This is a genomic window from Pseudomonas sp. GW822-FHT02D10 (genome assembly GCF_058802345.1).
Genome location: NZ_JBXAOB010000016.1, coordinates 12,811 through 30,016, shown reverse-complemented (window position 1 = coordinate 30,016; position 17,206 = coordinate 12,811). Strand labels below are relative to the sequence as shown.

Sequence of the window (17,206 nt, the reverse complement as noted above, 5' to 3'; positions counted from 1 at the left end):
ACCGGGGGCAAGGGTTAGCTGGGTTTTTGCCCGGCCCATTTTGGTGCTACCACCGGTTGCCAGGCATCCAGTGCATTCAGCAGATCCTGCGGCGATTCGCTCATTTGCAGCATGTCACGGTGATGCTCGCGAACGAAGCCTTCGCCGACGACGTGATCAAGAAATGCAGTGAGCTTGCTGTAGAAACCGTTCACTTCCAGCAACCCCAGCGGTTTGCCGTGGTAGCCGAGCTGGCCCCAGGTCCAGACTTCGAACAGCTCTTCAAACGTGCCGAGGCCGCCGGGCAGAGCGATAAACGCGTCGCTCAGCTCGGCCATGCGCGCCTTGCGTGCGTGCATGCCGTCGACCACTTCCAGGCGCGTCAGGCCGTTGTGGCCGATTTCCGAGTTTTTCAGGCTTTCGGGGATGATCCCGATCACTTCGCCACCGGCCGCCAGCGCCGCATCGGCCACGATGCCCATCAAGCCGACAGCACCGCCGCCATACACCAGCGTCAGCTTACGCCGGGCCAGCGCCTGGCCGAGGGCGATCGCGGCTTCCCTATACGCCGGGTCAGTGCCGGTGCTGGCGCCGCAAAATACACAAACAGACGCTAAAGACATGCCTTACTCCATGGTCAGTGATAGCGCCAGATTAATGGCTGATCTTGGGCGTTCCAAGGGTTAATCCTCGTCGCGTGCTTCTTCATAGGTGCCGCTGGCGCCACAGGCGTAGGCGGCGAGCAAACTGCACAACAGGCTATTGAAGAACATGACCGGCGCTCCAGTATGGGATGACAAACCGATCATAGGTGCGCACCAGAGGTCTGGCCGGTTAATTGTTTCGATCAATGTCATAGCCCGAAAGTTGTATACAATTCTTGATTCAGGTCATAGGCACTTGCAGAAATTTCAGGCAGTCTTTATGCCCTACGGATTTTGTTAACCCTGCCTTGGAGATTCACCATGTTTGCCAAACTCGTTGCGGTATCCCTGCTGACACTGGCCAGCAGCCAATTGATGGCTGCAGAGTGCAAGGTCGATGTCGACTCCACCGATCAGATGTCCTTCACCACGAAGGAGATCACCATCGACAAGAGCTGCAAAACCTTCACCGTCAACCTGACCCACTCCGGCAGCATGCCGAAGAACGTCATGGGCCATAACTGGGTACTGAGCAAGACCGCAGACATGGCTGGCATCGCTGGCGACGGCATGGCCGCCGGCATCGACAAGAATTACCTGAAAGAAGGTGACACTCGCATCATCGCCCACACCAAAATCATCGGTGCCGGCGAGAAAGACTCGGTGACTTTCGACGTGTCGAAGCTGACCGCTGGCGAAAGTTACCAGTTCTTCTGCTCGTTCCCGGGCCACAACTCGATGATGAAAGGCGCCGTTGTCCTGAAGTGATCAGGCAGCCCTGGCTGAAATGAAAAACGCCCCTCAGGGGCGTTTTTTTGTTTGTGCGCGAGAAAAATCCGCTGAGTGTCCTGGCGAGACCATCCCTACCGCTGGTCGGAAACCACTGCCTACCTGTTATTTCTGACAGTGGTCAGCCCATCGGGGCCAGGTGTTAGATGAGCGTCAGCCCTGCCGCTCACGTCGCGGCGACTCTTGCGAGATGGAGATTGCTCATGACTGCTCAGGAAACCGCTCCCAAAACACGCGCTGCCATTCCGACGCCTCTTGAAGCACCGAAAATCAGGCAGGCGCCGAATAATATCGACCTGGACCCGATGACGGTTCACACCACCAACCGGCTGACCGCAGAAATAAAACGGTTGGAGCAAGGGTTGGAGGAGAGCGACAAGTTCTTTGTCAAACTCACGGGCTGGAATCCCGTCGAATCGCGCGGTTCGTACGAAAGTCCTGAGTTGCAATTTGGACCGCCAACTCTCAGAACCTTGAATCTGGAACCAAAGGTCGTCGCGTTTAATCTGGGCCAAAAGATCAATGTGGAATACACCGTCAACCGCGATGGTGAAACGCCGGTCATGTCCGACGCACTCGAATTGAACGTACTCGACCTGCCTGCGGAGGCGCTGGAGAAAGGCCGGATACTTGAAGCTCAGGACGGCGGCAATGGGGCCGAGCTGGATCTGACCACCGACACCGAAGACCGCACGGTGCGCATTGAGAACTGGCCGCTGATGGCCGTCGGGCAATGGTGCTGGATCGTGCTGAAGGGCAAGAAGGCGGATGGCTCTGACTACGATAAAGCGCTGTTCAAGGGGCAAGTCGATCAGGACTGGATCACCCTGGGCTATATCGAGATGCCAGTTCCTTACAGTGAGCTGAAGGAACTGGCCAATGAATCGAACCTGACGCTTGAGTACAAGGTTGCGTTTGATCAGGTTGATGACGAGAGCAAGGCGCACGGCTCAATGGTGCGAAGCTATATCGTTAAAACTCCTGCTGCGGTGGTGAAACCCACGATTGGCGAAGTGACGGACGCCGATGGCACGCCACTCACCAATCCCGGCACAACCACCAAAACGCCGTTGAAGCTCAAAGGCACGGTAGCTGCCGGTAAAAAAGTCGATATTTATGAAGGCGAAAATAAGCTGGGTGAGGCCACGGTGACGGAGACAGCGTGGGAGTTCGGCACGCAGGTCTTGTCTCCAAAAGAGTATGTGCTCAAGGCCAAAGAACAGGGGGTCGGTGGGCAGGAATCAGACACCTGGATCGTTACCGTGGAGGCGGTGGAGGTGGAGAAACCCACGATTGGCGAAGTGACGGACGCCGATGGCACGCCACTCACCAATCCCGGCACGACCACCAAAACGCCGTTGAAACTCAAAGGCACAGTTGCTGCCGGTCAAAAAGTCGATATTTATGAAGGCGAAAATAATCTGGGTGAGGCCACGGTGACGGGGACGGCGTGGGAGTTCGACACGCAGGTCTTGTCTCCAAAAAAGTATGTGTTCACAGCTGTAGAGCAGGGTGTCGATGGGGCAAAGTCGGATGATTGGACCGTTACTGTGGAGGCAGTTTCGACGGAGAAACCGGCCATCAATTCAGTCAAGGACGCTGGGGGAAACGAGGTTCCCAAATACACCACAATCCTCAGTGCGTCGGCGAAACTGCACATCAAGGCGGGCGCGAACGAAAAAGTCGAATTTTTTGTCAATGGCGTCCCAAAGGGTGAAGAAACTGCGGATTCGTTGGGTGATCTGGAATACGACCTGACCGGTCTGGATCTGGAAGAACAGGATCTGACGGTGAAAGGCGTTGCCAGCGGATTGATATCGGAAACCTGGACGGTTATCAGAAAAACGGGACCCTCTGACGGAAAACTTGCCATCACCGCTTCCAAAGGCCCTCAGCGCAAGGTAATCCCTCGTGCAGGTGCCACCACGTCCGACACCATCACCGTTTACGGTACGACCCGGTCCTCCACGAACGTCACGGTTTATGATGTTTTTACGGTGCTGAAGACGTTTGAATCTGATCGAAACGGATACTGGAATACTCTCCTGAGCGGTTTGACGGCGCATTACTATCATTTCGCGCTGAGTGCCCCCGACGCAGAACCGCCGATGCTTTGGCCACTGGCGGTATTCGCAGTTGGAACACCCATCATCGAGCGGGCAACTGACCTTGCAGGCACGACGCTCATCCCGCCATACGGAGAGACCTCTGAACAGGCGTTTACGGTATGGGGGGAAGGACCTGTCAGTGGGACGCTCACCCTTCATGAGCTTCTCAGCGACGTGAAAACCCCTGTCACTGTCAATGCAGAAGGTAAATGGCAGTACACGCAACACGCCACAGGGGAGCCCAGAGAATATCACTACGTAGTCTCCGCGCCGGCCGAGGGCTCGCCGAAGTCAAATCTCTATCGAGTGCGTAAGGTCGCGCCGACGAAGTGATGGGGTGTTGATCCGGTATGCGCTGACAGTGGTCAGCGCATCGGAGCCGGGTGTTCGATAAGCGCCAACACTGCCGCTGACGTTGCGGCGACACCTCTGAGAAGGAGCTTACCCATGACGATCGCCACGTGTATCTGACCATCAAACGCGTATTGCCGCTGGTCGGAAACCACCGCCACCCTGTTATTTCTGACAGTAGGCAGCCCATTGGAGCCGGGTGTTAGATGAGCGTCAGCCCTGCCGCTCACATCGCGGCGACTCTTGCGAGAAGGAGATTGCTCATGACCGTTCAAGAAACCGCTCCCAAAACCCGCGCGCCCATTCCGGATCTCGACAAGTTGACGGTCGAGCCGGTGTTGAATGGCACCGATCTGGACTCGATGAGCACTGCCCTCCGGTTTAGGGCTCTGATACCTACAGCGGAATTGCTGTCTGACGACAAGTTCTACATCGAGATTACCGGTGAGCCCGGCACTCCAGACGGCGGGAAGTACACCAGCAACCCGTTGCCCCTAGGGACAACAAACCCCAGAACCTTGAATTTGAAGAAGGAGGTCGTTGCGTTCCTTCTGGGCAAAAAAATGACGGTGAAGTACACCATCCAACGTGTGGGCGAGGACGATAAAACCTCTCCACCTTTAGAGCTCAACGTACTTCCCCTGCCTCAAAGCGAGTTGAAAGCAGCCCGAATCCTTGAGGCGCAGAACGACGGTAACGGGACCGAACTGGACCTGACCAGCCTCGCGACCAACCTTACGTTGCACTTGAATGACTGGCCGTTGATTGCCGAGTTGCAACGGTGCTGGGTTTACCTGGTGGGCAAAAAAGCCGGCGATGTGGATCACACACTCCCGGTGCTGCAATCGGAGCCAGTGGATGGGGCCTGGATCACACGCGGTTATCGTGAGGTTAAGGTGCCTTACGACTACTTCAGGGAATTGCTCAATGGCTCGCGGCTGAAGGTCATCGTCAAGGTCGCGCTGAACCAGGTTGACGACGAGGCTCAGGCGTTTGAGTTCGAGGAGCGAATTTATACCGTTAAAAATGTCGTGGTAGCGAAACCCGAAATCACCAAGGTGACGGACTCTAAAGACAATCCTGTCGCTGACAATGGTGAGACCACCGATACCACGCTGAAGCTGACAATCAAGGCTGAGGCGAAGGAAGAGCTCGAGTTTTTTGTCAACGATGTCCCAAAGGGCAAGTTCTCTGCCGATGACCAGGGTAATTTGACACAGTCGCTGACCGGGCTGGAACTGGGGGGACAGGTTCTCAAGGTGGTGGGCGTCGCCAGTGGGTTGCCGTCGAACATCTGGACCGTGAGGGTGAAGGATGAAGTCTTGGAGCCTGCGATTACACACGTGAAGACATTGGGCGGCACTCCTGTCGAAGATGGGAGTGAAACCTCTGCGACTACGCTGAGAATGAGCGGTACGGCGAAAGCGGGTGAAGAGGTCAAGATTTACGTTGGAAATGACTTTAAGGACACCGTCAGGGCAGTAGGCGGTGCATGGAGTTTCCTGCTGACTGAGTTGAGCCTGACTACGCACATCCTCAAGGTAGTCGCGAGCGGACTGGAATCGAACCTCTGGACTGTCATCGTGGTGGAGTGGAGGGAAGTTGTTGCCATTAGCTCCGTCACAGGGGCGGATGGTATTGCCATCCCCTCCGGGAGTGTTTCAACGGCTACGGGGGTGATATTGGAAGGTACAACTCGTAGCCCCCATCAGATAGGGGAGGTTCATTCCGGCACTCGCTATTTGGGCTCTTTCGACTCCGGCCAGAGTCGTATATGGCGCGTCTCAGCAACGTTAAACATTCAACGCAATGGACTCGTTGCCCGAGTGGGTAATGCGCAGTCAAAAGTGTGGAACGTTTACACGGCGCAAGAGGGCACCCCTTTGATTGACAAGATGGTTGATCTTCAAGGAAACGAAATTCAAAACGGCGGCACAACCACTGCCAGACAGGTAGCGATATACGGTAAGCAGCACCTGAACGACACGTCGAACTCATCAGCGATACCGTCACAAGTGGGCCCGGTCTTGTTTTAGGCAATGGCGAGTGGACGCTAGGTGCGGCTTTGAGTGTTGGCACACATCGTCTCAAAATCAGAGAAATTCCTGATCGGGGCGTGGAGTCGCCGCTCTGGACCGTTACCGTTATGTAGACGAGCAGCCCAGTAAGGGATTACTTGAGCGAAACAGGTCCACTGAAGTTCGTCCCTTCAGTGGGCCTGTTTGTAGTCGTTATCAGCGATTGCTGCGCCCCGAGGTTGTGTGCAAGCGCCTGAATCTGCTTTTCGTCCGACAGTTCGATCGGGTAACAGACTCCTTTCATATCCGACCATCAATCGCTCATTGCCGCTGGTCGGAAACCACCGCCTACCTGTTATTTCTGACAGTAGCCGGTGCCCTGGGGGCAGGTGTTAGATGAGCGTCAGCCCTGCCGCTCATGTTGCGGCGACTCTTGCGAGAAGGAGATTGCTCATGACCGCCCAGGAAACCGCTCCCAAAACCCGCGCGCCTATTCCGGATCTCGACAAGTTGAAGATCAGGCAGGCGCCGGATGACGCCACACTCGACCCGCTCGCGGCGATGACCAGCCTGACCGCGTTGATACCTGCCACGGGGTTGGAGCCTACCGACCAGTTTTATGTCGAGATTATCGGTGAGCCCGGCACTCCAGACGGCGGGAAGTACACCAGCCCTACGTTGACGCTGGGGACAACAACCTCCAGAACCTTGAATGTGAAGAAGGAGGTCGTGGCGTTCCTTCTGGGCAAAAAAATGACGGTGAAGTACACCATCCAACGTGTGGGCGAGGTAGATAAAACCTCTCCGCCTTTAGAGCTCGACGTACTTCCCCTGCCCCAAAGCGAGTTGAAGGCAGCCCGAATCCTTGAGGCGCAGAACGACGGTAATGGGACCGAACTGGACCTGACCGGCAGCACTGCCAACCTTACCGTGCGCTTGGGAATCTGGCCGTTGATTGCCGAACAGCAACGCTGCTGGATTTATCTGGCGGGCAAGAAGACCGGTGATGAGGAGCACACGCTCACTGTGCTGCAATCGGAGCCAGTGGATGGGGCCTGGATGACTAACGGTTACCACGAGGTGAAGGTGCCTTACGACTACTTCAGGGAATTGCTCAATGGCTCGCCGTTGAAGGTCATCGTCAAGGTCGCGCTGAACCAGGAAAGCGATGAGGCTCAGGCGTTTGATTTCGAGGAGCGAATGTATACCGTTAAAAATATCGTAGCGGTGGCACCCACAATTGGTGAAGTGAAGGACTCCGCAGGCACGACGATCACCAATCCCGGCACGACCACCCAAACGCCGTTGAAACTTACAGGCACGGTGGCTTCGGGGGAAAAGGTCAAGATTTATAACGGCGCCACTTTGCTGGGCGAGGGCAAGTCGACGGGGGCTACCACGTGGGAGTTCGAAACGCCGACGTTGTCTCCTGCAGAATATGTGTTCAAAGCGATAGGGCAGCATGGCAGCTTGCCGGAATCCGACAACTGGACCATTACCGTGCAGGCGGTGGTGAAACCCACGATCAGTATGGTGAGGGACGCCGCAAGCGTGCTGATCGACAATCCCGGCACGACCAGCAAAACGCCATTGCAGCTTAACGGCGCGTTTGGTACGGCTAAAAAGGTCGACATTTACGACGGCGCCAATCGGCTGGGCGAGGCTAGGATGTTAGGGGGCGGGTGGAGGTTCGATACTCAAGTGTTGCCTGCGAAGACGTATGTGTTCAAGGCTAAAGAACAGGGAGGCGATGAGCTGGAGTCCGGCACCTGGACCGTTACCGTGCAGGCGGTGCCGGTGGTGCCCACGATCAGTATGGTGAGGGACGCCGCAAGCGTGCTGATCGACAATCCCGGCACGACCAGCAAAACGCCGTTGCAGCTTAACGGCGCGTTTGGTACGGCTAAAAATGTCGACATTTACGACGGCGCCAATCGGCTGGGCGAGGCTGCGGTGCTCGGTGGCGGGTGGCGGTTCGATACTCAGGTGTTGCCTGCAAAAGAGTATGTTTTCAAGGCTAAGGAACAGGGAGGCGATGAGCTGGAATCAGGCACCTGGACGGTTATAGTGGTGCCAGTAGGAACTCCAACCATTGAGTCAGTGAATGAGCTTGGCGGACGAAAAATTATTCGTGGCGGTGTCACCACAGAAACGACTGTGAAGCTCACAGGCACCGCTCTCCCCGGCAAGGACATCGATGTTTTTGATGGGGCCAACACGGTGCCGGCCAAGGCGGATGAAAAAGGGGTATGGAATGCCACGTTTGGTGGGCTAAGTCGTTCAGTCCATGAATTCAAGGCCAAAATACGTGGTGAGAATCTAGAGTCTGTTTCCTATCCAATCCTCGTGATGCATCCAGGTGGATTGCCATAGTCGATCGGAACTAGTCACCGGGCTGAGCTGGTAAAAAGCCCACTGAGGATCATTCCTCCAGTGGGCTTTTGTTTGTCCGTCGCTGCGGATTACGGCGCAAACGGCATCACGCGCTTGTGATGAGTCTTGCGATACGTATCACAGATGATCCTGAACGCCTCTTCACGCACCGGCTCTCCGTGCAGGAATGCGTCGATCTCGGCATAGGTCACGCCATGGGACGCTTCATCCGGCTTACCGGGCGACAGGTCTTCAAGGTCGGCAGTCGGGACTTTTTCCACCAGCGGCTCCGGCGCGCCAAAGCTGCGGGCGATGGCTCGGACCTGGTTTTTTACCAGACCGCTCAGCGGCGCGAGGTCGCAGGCGCCATCACCGAACTTGGTGAAGAACCCCATCACCGCTTCTGCCGCGTGGTCGGTGCCGATCACCAGGCCGTGGGCGGCGCCAGCGATGGTGTATTGCGCGACCATGCGCATCCGCGCCTTGGTGTTGCCCAATACAAAGTCCACCGAGACCGCGTGCTTGCCTTCGAAGGCGGCGACTTCATTGGCCAGCGACTTGACCGCCGGGCCGATGTTCACGGTGTGGCGCTCATCCGGGGCGATGAAGTCCACCGAGGCTTGCGCATCGTGTTCATCGAACTGGGTTTGGTACGGCAGGCGTACGGCAATGAACTTGTAGCCCGCATCACCGCTGCGCTCGCGTAATTCGCGCACGGCGCGCTGGGCCAACAGGCCGGCGGTCAACGAGTCGACGCCGCCGCTGATGCCGAGCACCAGCGTCTTCAGTCCGGAATTGACCAGGCAATCCTGGATAAAGGTAATCCGCCGTGCGACTTCAGCCTCCAGGGCTGCCAGGTCGGCGAAAGGCGGTTGGACCTTGAGCTGTTCAGCAATCTCACGCTGTACGGCTTGCATGAATTCACTCCTTGCTTGATGTGCCAGAGAGGGCGGCAGGTACTTGAAACACATGTCGCAAATAGGCGACGAAATTCGGGTCTTTGCAGTGCGTCTTGCCGGCCTCATCGGAGATCTTGGCGACGGGCTGACCATTGCAGGCGGCCATTTTAAGCACGATGCTCATCGGCTCGACACCTGGAATATCGCACGTCAGGTTGGTGCCAATACCGAAGCTGACATTGATCCGACCGCGCAGCGCCCGGAATATCTCCAGCGACTTGGGCAGCGTCAGGCTGTCGGAGAACACCAGCGTCTTGCTCATCGGCTCGATACCGAGCTTATGGTAGTGGGCGATGGCTTTTTCGGCCCAGGCAATCGGGTCCCCGGAGTCATGGCGCAAACCGTCGAAGAGCTTGGCGAAATACAGGTCGAAGTCGTTGAGAAAGGCATCGGTGGTGATGCAATCGGTCAGGGCAATCCCCAGCAGGCCGCGGTATTCGCGAACCCAGCAATCGAGGGCGGCGGCCTGGCTGTCGATCAGGCGTGGGCCGAGTTGCTGGTGGGCCATGATCCATTCGTGAGCCATGGTGCCGAGCGGCTTCATGTCCAGTTCGCGGGACAGGTGCACGTTGCTGGTGCCGACGAAACGTCCGGGGAAGTCGTGCTTGAGCACGTTCACCACTTCTTCCTGCACCCGGTAGGAAAAGCGCCGGCGAGTACCGAAATCCGCCACCTGCAGGTGCGAGAGTTCTTCTGCGCTGGCATTGGCGCTCAACCAGTCGAACTTGCGATAGAGCTGCTCGCGGGCCTGCTCCATGACGACTTCACGGTAGCGATAGCGGTTGCGCACTTCGCTGACGACCGCCAGCAGCGGCACTTCGAACAGAATCACATGCAACCACGGCCCGCGCAGACGGATGAACAGCTCGCCGTTCTCGATACCGGTGTGGATATAACGCAGATTGAAGCGGAACAACCCGAGAAAACGCAGGAAATCCGGCTTCAGGAAACTGATGCGCTCCAGAAAGCTCAGCTGATCGGCGCTCAGGCTCAATTCCGCCAGACGCTCGATCTGAAAGCGAATCTCCGCCAGGTACGGGCGCAGATCCTCACTGTTACGGCAGCGGAACTCCCATTCGACTTCAACGTTGGGGTAGTTGTGCAGCACCGCCTGCATCATGGTCAGTTTGTAGAAGTCGGTGTCGAGCAAGTTCTGCACGATGCGATCGGCAAACACACTCTCGCTCATAACGGGAATCTCCATGCTGGCCGCCGCTGATGGTAGCGACGTTTCAGCTGTTTCAATGAATGGGGCTAGTGGCGCATATCGGTGGCACGCTTTGCCAGCGTTTTTTACATTTATACCCCCGCGTAGGAGCTGCCGCAGGCTGCGATCTTTTGATCTTGAAAAACAAAATCAAAAGATCGCAGCCTGCGGCAGCTCCTACGGTGGGGAGGTGTTTGGACTATCGATCTGCTCCAGCATCCACTTCACAAAGTCCCGCACCTTGGGTACTTCCGCCGAATGTTCTGGATAGGCCAGGTAATACGCGTCGCTGCTGGGCATCGCGTGTTGCCAGGGGATGACCAGTTTACCGTCGGTCAATTCTTCTTCCACCAGAAACCGTGGCAGCAGGGCGACGCCGCAGCCGACTTGTGCCGCGCGGATGCACATATAAAAGGTTTCGAAGCGCGGGCCGTGATAGCTGTGTTCGGTCTGGTAACCCTGGCTGTCGAACCAGTCGTGCCAGGCCTGGGGGCGCGAGGCGTTTTGCAACAGCACCAGATCGCTGAGTTGAGTCGGGTCGGTGAAGGGCTGTTCCGGCAGGCTGCCCGGTGCGCAAACCGGCACCAGCTCTTCGCCGAACAGTTTCAGGCACTCGGTGCCGGGCCGCGAACCCTGGCCGAAATAGAACGCCAGGTCGCTGCGCCCTTGCAGCAGGTCGTCAGCCTCCTGTTCGGTACACAGGTCCAGATGAATATGCGGATGCCGCAGACGCCAGCCTTTAAGACGAGGCACCAGCCAGCGAGCGCCGAAGGTCGAAGGCGTGGACACCCGCAGGACTTCGGTTTCTCCGCCATAGGAACGCAGATAGTGGGTCGACATCTCGACTTGCGTGAGGATTTTTCGCACTTCAACCAGGTACAAATCCCCGGCCGGAGTCATTTGCAGGCGTCGGCGCACCCGGCGAAACAGCAGGTGCTGCAGCAATTCTTCGAGTTGCGCGACCTGCTTGCTCACGGCGCTTTGCGTCAGGTTCAGCTCTTCAGCGGCGCGGGTGAAGCTCAGGTGACGAGTGACCGCCTCGAAACACTGCAGCGCAGTGATCGACGGCAAGTGGCGTTTATTCAGCATGGGAGGCCCTAATTCTTGTTGCAACGCTTTGCATGAATAAACGGAATGATATCTCGCTTAATCGTCGTTTGTTGGCAAGTCTCGGGGCGGCTACAACTATAGGCCTGAAGCGCCGCGTCAGCGGGCTGTGAATTTTCTGCTTTTCACGTTGAAGGAGTGACCCATGGTTGCCGCATTGCTTGATCGTTTGGGGGTGAACCCGGCCCTGTACCAGAACGGCAAACAGCCCGTGCATTCACCGATCGACGGCAGCCAGATGGCCTCCGTGAACTGGGAAGGCGCTGCTGAAGTCGAGCAGCAGGTCAGTCGCGCCGAGCATGCGTTCGACCTGTGGCGCAAGGTTCCGGCCCCGCGTCGTGGCGAGCTGGTGCGCCAATTGGGCGACATTTTGCGTGAATACAAGGCTGATCTGGGCGAGCTGGTTTCCTGGGAGGCCGGCAAGATCACTCAGGAAGGTCTGGGTGAAGTTCAGGAAATGATCGACATCTGCGACTTCGCTGTCGGCCTGTCCCGTCAGCTCTACGGTTTGACCATCGCTTCCGAACGTCCGGGCCACCACATGCGTGAGTCCTGGCATCCGCTGGGCGTGGTCGGGGTGATCAGCGCGTTCAACTTCCCGGTTGCGGTCTGGGCCTGGAACACCACACTGGCGCTGGTCTGCGGCAACTCGGTGATCTGGAAACCGTCGGAGAAAACCCCGCTCACCGCACTGGCCTGCCAGGCGCTGTTCGAGCGCGTATTGAAGAACTTCAGCGATGCACCGCAGTACCTCAGTCAAGTCATCATCGGTGGCCGCGATGCCGGTGAAGCGCTGGTGGACGACCCGCGTGTGGCCTTGATCAGCGCCACCGGCAGCACCCGCATGGGCCGCGAAGTCGCGCCGAAAATCGCCGCACGCTTTGCTCGCAGCATTCTGGAGCTGGGCGGCAACAACGCGATGATCCTCGGCCCAAGCGCCGACCTCGACATGGCTGTGCGGGCGATTCTGTTCAGTGCGGTCGGCACCGCCGGTCAGCGTTGCACCACCCTGCGTCGCTTGATCGCCCACGAGTCGGTCAAGGAAGAAATCGTCACCCGCCTCAAGGCGGCGTACTCCAAAGTGCGCATCGGCCATCCGCTGGAAGGCAACCTTGTGGGTCCGCTGATCGACAAGCACAGCTTTGAAAACATGCAGGACGCGCTGGAGCAAGCCTTGAGCGAAGGCGGCCGGGTGTTTGGCGGCAAGCGTCAGCTCGAAGACAAATTCCCGAACGCCTACTACGTTTCGCCGGCCATCGTCGAAATGCCAGAGCAGAGCGATGTGGTGCGCAGCGAAACCTTCGCGCCGATTCTGTACGTAGTTGGCTACAAGGACTTCGCCGAAGCGCTGCGCCTGAACAACGCCGTACCACAAGGTCTGTCGTCGTGCATCTTCACCACTGACGTACGTGAAGCCGAGCAGTTCATGTCGGCGGTGGGCAGCGACTGCGGCATTGCCAACGTCAACATCGGTCCGAGCGGTGCGGAAATCGGCGGCGCCTTTGGTGGCGAGAAAGAAACCGGCGGCGGTCGCGAGTCCGGTTCCGATGCATGGCGCGGTTACATGCGTCGCCAGACCAACACCGTCAACTACTCGCTGGAGTTGCCGTTGGCCCAGGGGATTACGTTCGACTGATGGAATTGCGGTACTCCTGAAAAGATCGCAGCCTGCGGCAGCTCCTACAAAGAAGCGCCATACACCCGTAGGAGCTGCCGCAGGCTGCGATCTTTCAGGGTTGGTTAGGTTTCTGATCGGAGTCTGGCAATGCCGTTACGCGAAGAATGCTTATGGGAAAAACTGACGCCGCAACGGCCTGACCGGGCGGCGCTCAAGGGCGAGGTGACGGCGGACGTCTGTGTGATCGGCGCCGGCTTCACCGGGTTGTCAGCGGCGGTGCATTTGCTGGAACAGGGCAAAAGTGTCTGCGTGCTCGAGGCCAAGCGCTGCGGGCAGGGCGGTTCGGGGCGTAACGTCGGGCTGGTGAATGCCGGGATGTGGATTCCCCCGGACGAAATCGAAGCCGGGTTCGGCGAAGCGATCGGCAGCCAGCTCAATCGCATGCTCGGGGCCGCACCTGCTCTGGTGTTCAGCCTGATCGACAAATACAACATCGATTGCCAGCTACGCCGTGAAGGCACGCTGCACATGGCGCACAACGCCCGTGGCGAAGCCGATCTGCGCAGTCGTGAAGCACAATGGAAACGCCGCGGTGCGCCCGTGGAGTTGTTGACCGGTGCCGCTTGCGAACAGGCCACCGGCACCCGAAAAATCGCCGCCGCGTTGCTCGACCGCCGCGCCGGCACGCTCAATCCGATGGCCTACACCAGCGGTCTGGCCAAGGCTGCCGCGGACCTGGGCGGCCAGCTGTTCGACCATTCAGCGGTGACCCGACTCGAACGTCAGGGCCAGCGCTGGTCGGTGCAAACCGCCGAGGGTTCGGTCATGGCCGAGCAGGTGGTGATCGCCTCCAACGCCTACACCGAAGGCGACTGGACTGAACTGCGGCGCAATTTCTTCCCCGGTTACTACTATCAGGTGGCTTCCGTGCCGTTGACCGAAGAAGCCGCGCAGCAAATCCTGCCGGGTGGCCAGGGTTCCTGGGACACCCGTCAGGTGCTCAGCAGTATTCGTCGCGATAAAGACGGCCGGTTGTTGCTCGGCAGCCTGGGCAATGGCAATCAGAAACCAACGTGGTTCCTCAAGGCCTGGGCTGATCGGGTTCAGCAGCATTACTTCCCCTACCTCAAACCGGTGGAGTGGGAGTGCACCTGGACCGGTTGCATCGCGTTTACCCCCGATCACTTGATGCGTTTGTTCGAGCCGGCGCCCGGTTTAGTGGCAGTCACCGGTTACAACGGCCGTGGCGTGACCACCGGCACGGTGGTTGGTAAAGCCTTCGCCGATTACTTGTGTAACGGAAATCCTCAGGCGCTACCGATTCCCTTCGCCCCCATGCAGCCACTGGCCGGGGTGGGCTTGCGCAGTTGCTTGTACGAGGTCGGGTTTTCGCTCTATCACGCGGGCCAGTGCCTGCGGATTGTCATCTGATTGAGGAAATATGTTGCGGGAAGCGGCGCTTTTCGGCGTAGCGGCTAGCCTGTAATGGTGCGTGTTGTAGCAGTTGCGCACCGGCAGTGTGCAGTTCGGTGACGCACGCTGTTACAGGCTGGTTGCACGTCGTTTGGCGCCGCGGTTGCAATGATGGCGCGCTCGGGTTGCGCCTAAAAAAATAAATGGTTTCACCTTCCGCGGTTTAGACGGTTGCACGCCCAATGAAAAAGGGCCCGAAATAGTCGAAATAACAATAAAGCAGCGACTTTTTGAAGAATAAAAAACTGATGGCACGCCACTTGCTCTGCGGTTGTAGCTGAATCAAAGCTTCCGCTGAAGTTGCTGTGCTAACTAAAAAACCTCAGGAGCACCATCACATGTCGCAGACGTTTTACAGGAAAGGTTTTCTGGCACTCGCAGTCGCTACTGCATTGGGTGTTTCTTCGTTTGTTCAGGCTGATGTCAAAATTGGCGTGGCAGGTCCGATGACCGGTGCTAACGCTTCCTTCGGCTTGCAATACATGAAAGGCGCGCAAGCTGCGGCGGATGCAATCAACGCCAAGGGCGGCATCAACGGCGAAAAAATCGTACTGGTCCAGGGCGATGACGCCTGCGAACCGAAACAGGCTGTGGCTGTCGCGAATAAAATGGTGCAGGACAAGGTTATCGGCGTTGTCGGGCACTTCTGCTCGTCGTCGACCATCCCTGCTTCCGAGGTCTACTCCGACGCCGGCATCATCGCCATCACTCCGGGTTCTACCAACCCGACGGTCACCGAGCGCGGCCTGCCCGCCATGTTGCGTTTGTGCGGGCGTGATGACCAGCAAGGTATCGTCGCGGGCAACTACATCGTCGACGTCCTGAAAGGCAAGAAAGTTGCCGTTATCAACGACAAAGACACCTACGGCAAAGGCCTGGCGGACGCGACTGCCAAGCAGTTGACCGCGCGTGGCGTGAAACCGGTTCTTGAAGAAGGCCTGACCCGTGGCGAGAAAGACTTCAGCGCCCTGATCACCAAAGTCCGTTCGGTAGGGGCTGATGTCCTTTACTTCGGCGGTCTGCACCCGGAAGCGGGCCCACTGGTTCACCAACTGCGTGAGCAAGGTCTGAAAGACGTCAAGTTCATGTCCGATGACGGCATCGTGACGGACGAAATGGTGACGACTGCCGGTGGTGCTCCGTTCGTCGACGGCGTGTACATGACTTTTGGCGCTGACCCGCGTCTGATTCCAGACAGCAAGACTGTCGTAGACACCTTCCGCAAGTCCGGTTACGAGCCTGAAGGCTACACCCTGTACGCCTACGCCACGGTGCAAGCCCTGGCTGCCGGCTTCAACGGTGCCAAGTCGAACAAAGGTGAAGACGCCAGCAAATGGCTCAAGGCGCACCCGGTGGAAACCGTGATGGGCAAGAAGGAGTGGGATAGCAAGGGCGACCTGAAAGTCTCCGACTACGTGGTTTACCAGTGGGATGCGGCGGGCAAATACAAACAGCTGGAAAAACAGAAGTGAGATAAACGCATCGTCAGGCCTGGGTCTCTCGATATCCGTCGTGGGGCGCAGGCCGGGCTTTGGTCATGGGTTCTGCAGTCGTGCCGACCCGGTATTTTTCTTCTGAGCCACATGAAGCCGGCCAGGTGCGCCTCACAAGGGCTCATCGACACCGGGTTCGCGGTGGCCTCTCAAGTTAGTGAGAGTGCATGATGGACGGTATTTTCCTGCAACAAGTTATCAACGGTCTGACGCTCGGATCGGTCTACGGCCTGATCGCCATCGGCTACACAATGGTCTACGGCATCATCGGCATGATCAACTTCGCCCACGGCGAGGTTTATATGATTTCCGCGTACCTCGCGGCGATCAGCCTGGCTTTATTGTCCTACTTTGGTGTTGAATCCTTTCCGTTGTTGATCCTGGGCACCCTGCTGTTCACGGTCTTCGTGACTGGCATGTATGGCTGGGTCATCGAGCGCATCGCTTACAAACCGCTGCGCAACTCCACCCGACTGGCACCGCTGATCAGTGCTATCGGCGTTTCCCTGATCCTGCAGAACTACGCACAGATCGCTCAGGGCTCACGGCAACAGGGTATTCCTACGCTGCTGAGCGGTGGGCTGAGATTCGAAATCGGTACGGGTTTTGTGCAGATCACCTACACCAAGATCTTTATTCTGGTCGCAGCGTTTGTCGGGATGGCCCTGCTGACCTACATCATCAAATACACCAAGTTGGGGCGCATGTGTCGTGCGACCCAACAAGACCGCAAGATGGCCTCGATCCTCGGGATAAACACCGACCGGGTGATCTCCTACGTGTTCATCATCGGTGCCGCCATGGCTGCGCTGGCCGGTGTCTTGATCACGGTGAACTACGGCACCTTCGATTTCTACGCAGGCTTCGTGATCGGCATAAAGGCCTTTACCGCTGCGGTGCTCGGCGGGATTGGTTCGCTGCCTGGCGCCATGCTCGGCGGGATCATTCTCGGCGTTTCCGAGTCGCTGTTTTCCGGCGTGATCAACTCTGACTACAAGGACGTCTTCAGCTTCTCGCTGCTGGTACTGATCCTGATTTTCCGTCCTCAAGGCCTGTTGGGTCGCCCACTTGTGGCGAAGGTATAAGT

At 57.7% G+C, this 17,206-nt stretch carries 12 protein-coding genes; 8 read left to right on the top strand and 4 right to left on the bottom strand.

The genetic code is table 11. From position 1 onward, the window contains the following. Positions 1 to 14: 14 nt before the first annotated feature. Complete coding sequence (locus tag AC1RPZ_RS22020; RefSeq protein ID WP_493139377.1) at positions 15 to 602, bottom strand: cytokinin riboside 5'-monophosphate phosphoribohydrolase; 588 nt, start codon at positions 600 to 602, stop codon at positions 15 to 17. A 342-nt stretch (positions 603 to 944) separates the two neighbouring features. Here AC1RPZ_RS22020 and azu point away from each other — a divergent pair, with 342 nt between their 5' ends. The 4 genes from azu (at position 945) to AC1RPZ_RS22000 (ending at position 8,262) form a co-directional block, all read left to right on the top strand. After that, a complete protein-coding gene (gene azu, locus AC1RPZ_RS22015; protein WP_493139376.1) occupies positions 945 to 1,391 on the top strand; it encodes an azurin in 447 nt (148 codons plus the stop codon). A 224-nt stretch (positions 1,392 to 1,615) separates the two neighbouring features. Further along, positions 1,616 to 3,853 carry a hypothetical protein gene (locus AC1RPZ_RS22010; RefSeq protein WP_493139374.1) on the top strand — a complete coding sequence of 746 codons (2,238 nt, stop codon included), beginning with the start codon at positions 1,616 to 1,618 and terminating at the stop codon, positions 3,851 to 3,853. Between the two features lie 281 nt (positions 3,854 to 4,134). After that, positions 4,135 to 5,907, top strand: a complete 1,773-nt coding sequence (locus tag AC1RPZ_RS22005) for a hypothetical protein (protein ID WP_493139372.1) — start codon at positions 4,135 to 4,137, stop codon at positions 5,905 to 5,907. A gap of 435 nt (positions 5,908 to 6,342) precedes the next feature. Beyond that, complete coding sequence (locus AC1RPZ_RS22000; protein WP_493139370.1) at positions 6,343 to 8,262, top strand: hypothetical protein; 1,920 nt, start codon at positions 6,343 to 6,345, stop codon at positions 8,260 to 8,262. An 89-nt stretch (positions 8,263 to 8,351) separates the two neighbouring features. On the opposite strand, the gene nadE is transcribed toward AC1RPZ_RS22000, so the two are convergent. From nadE to AC1RPZ_RS21985, 3 genes are all read right to left on the bottom strand, one after another. Then, complete coding sequence (gene nadE / locus AC1RPZ_RS21995; RefSeq protein WP_493139369.1) at positions 8,352 to 9,179, bottom strand: NAD(+) synthase; 828 nt, start codon at positions 9,177 to 9,179, stop codon at positions 8,352 to 8,354. A 4-nt stretch (positions 9,180 to 9,183) separates the two neighbouring features. Next, positions 9,184 to 10,410 (bottom strand): nicotinate phosphoribosyltransferase, encoded by a 1,227-nt coding sequence (gene pncB, locus AC1RPZ_RS21990; protein WP_493139367.1) that lies wholly within the window; start codon positions 10,408 to 10,410, stop codon positions 9,184 to 9,186. 195 nt (positions 10,411 to 10,605) lie between these two features. Beyond that, the gene (locus tag AC1RPZ_RS21985) at positions 10,606 to 11,517 is read right to left on the bottom strand and encodes a LysR family transcriptional regulator (RefSeq protein ID WP_493139365.1); all 912 of its coding nucleotides are present in this window, start codon (positions 11,515 to 11,517) and stop codon (positions 10,606 to 10,608) included. A gap of 163 nt (positions 11,518 to 11,680) precedes the next feature. Here AC1RPZ_RS21985 and amaB point away from each other — a divergent pair, with 163 nt between their 5' ends. The 4 genes from amaB to AC1RPZ_RS21965 all read left to right on the top strand — a co-directional run bounded on the left by amaB (position 11,681) and on the right by AC1RPZ_RS21965 (position 17,204). Beyond that, a complete protein-coding gene (amaB, locus tag AC1RPZ_RS21980) occupies positions 11,681 to 13,171 on the top strand; it encodes an L-piperidine-6-carboxylate dehydrogenase (protein ID WP_493139363.1) in 1,491 nt (496 codons plus the stop codon). 129 nt (positions 13,172 to 13,300) lie between these two features. Continuing rightward, positions 13,301 to 14,584: an L-pipecolate oxidase gene (gene amaA, locus AC1RPZ_RS21975; RefSeq protein ID WP_493139361.1), complete on the top strand. Its 1,284-nt coding sequence runs from the start codon at positions 13,301 to 13,303 to the stop codon at positions 14,582 to 14,584. Positions 14,585 to 14,964: 380 nt separating this feature from the next. Next, positions 14,965 to 16,098, top strand: a complete 1,134-nt coding sequence (locus AC1RPZ_RS21970; RefSeq protein ID WP_493139359.1) for a branched-chain amino acid ABC transporter substrate-binding protein — start codon at positions 14,965 to 14,967, stop codon at positions 16,096 to 16,098. Between the two features lie 191 nt (positions 16,099 to 16,289). Continuing rightward, positions 16,290 to 17,204 (top strand): ABC transporter permease subunit, encoded by a 915-nt coding sequence (locus AC1RPZ_RS21965; RefSeq protein WP_493139501.1) that lies wholly within the window; start codon positions 16,290 to 16,292, stop codon positions 17,202 to 17,204. The last annotated feature ends 2 nt before the right edge of the window (positions 17,205 to 17,206 follow it).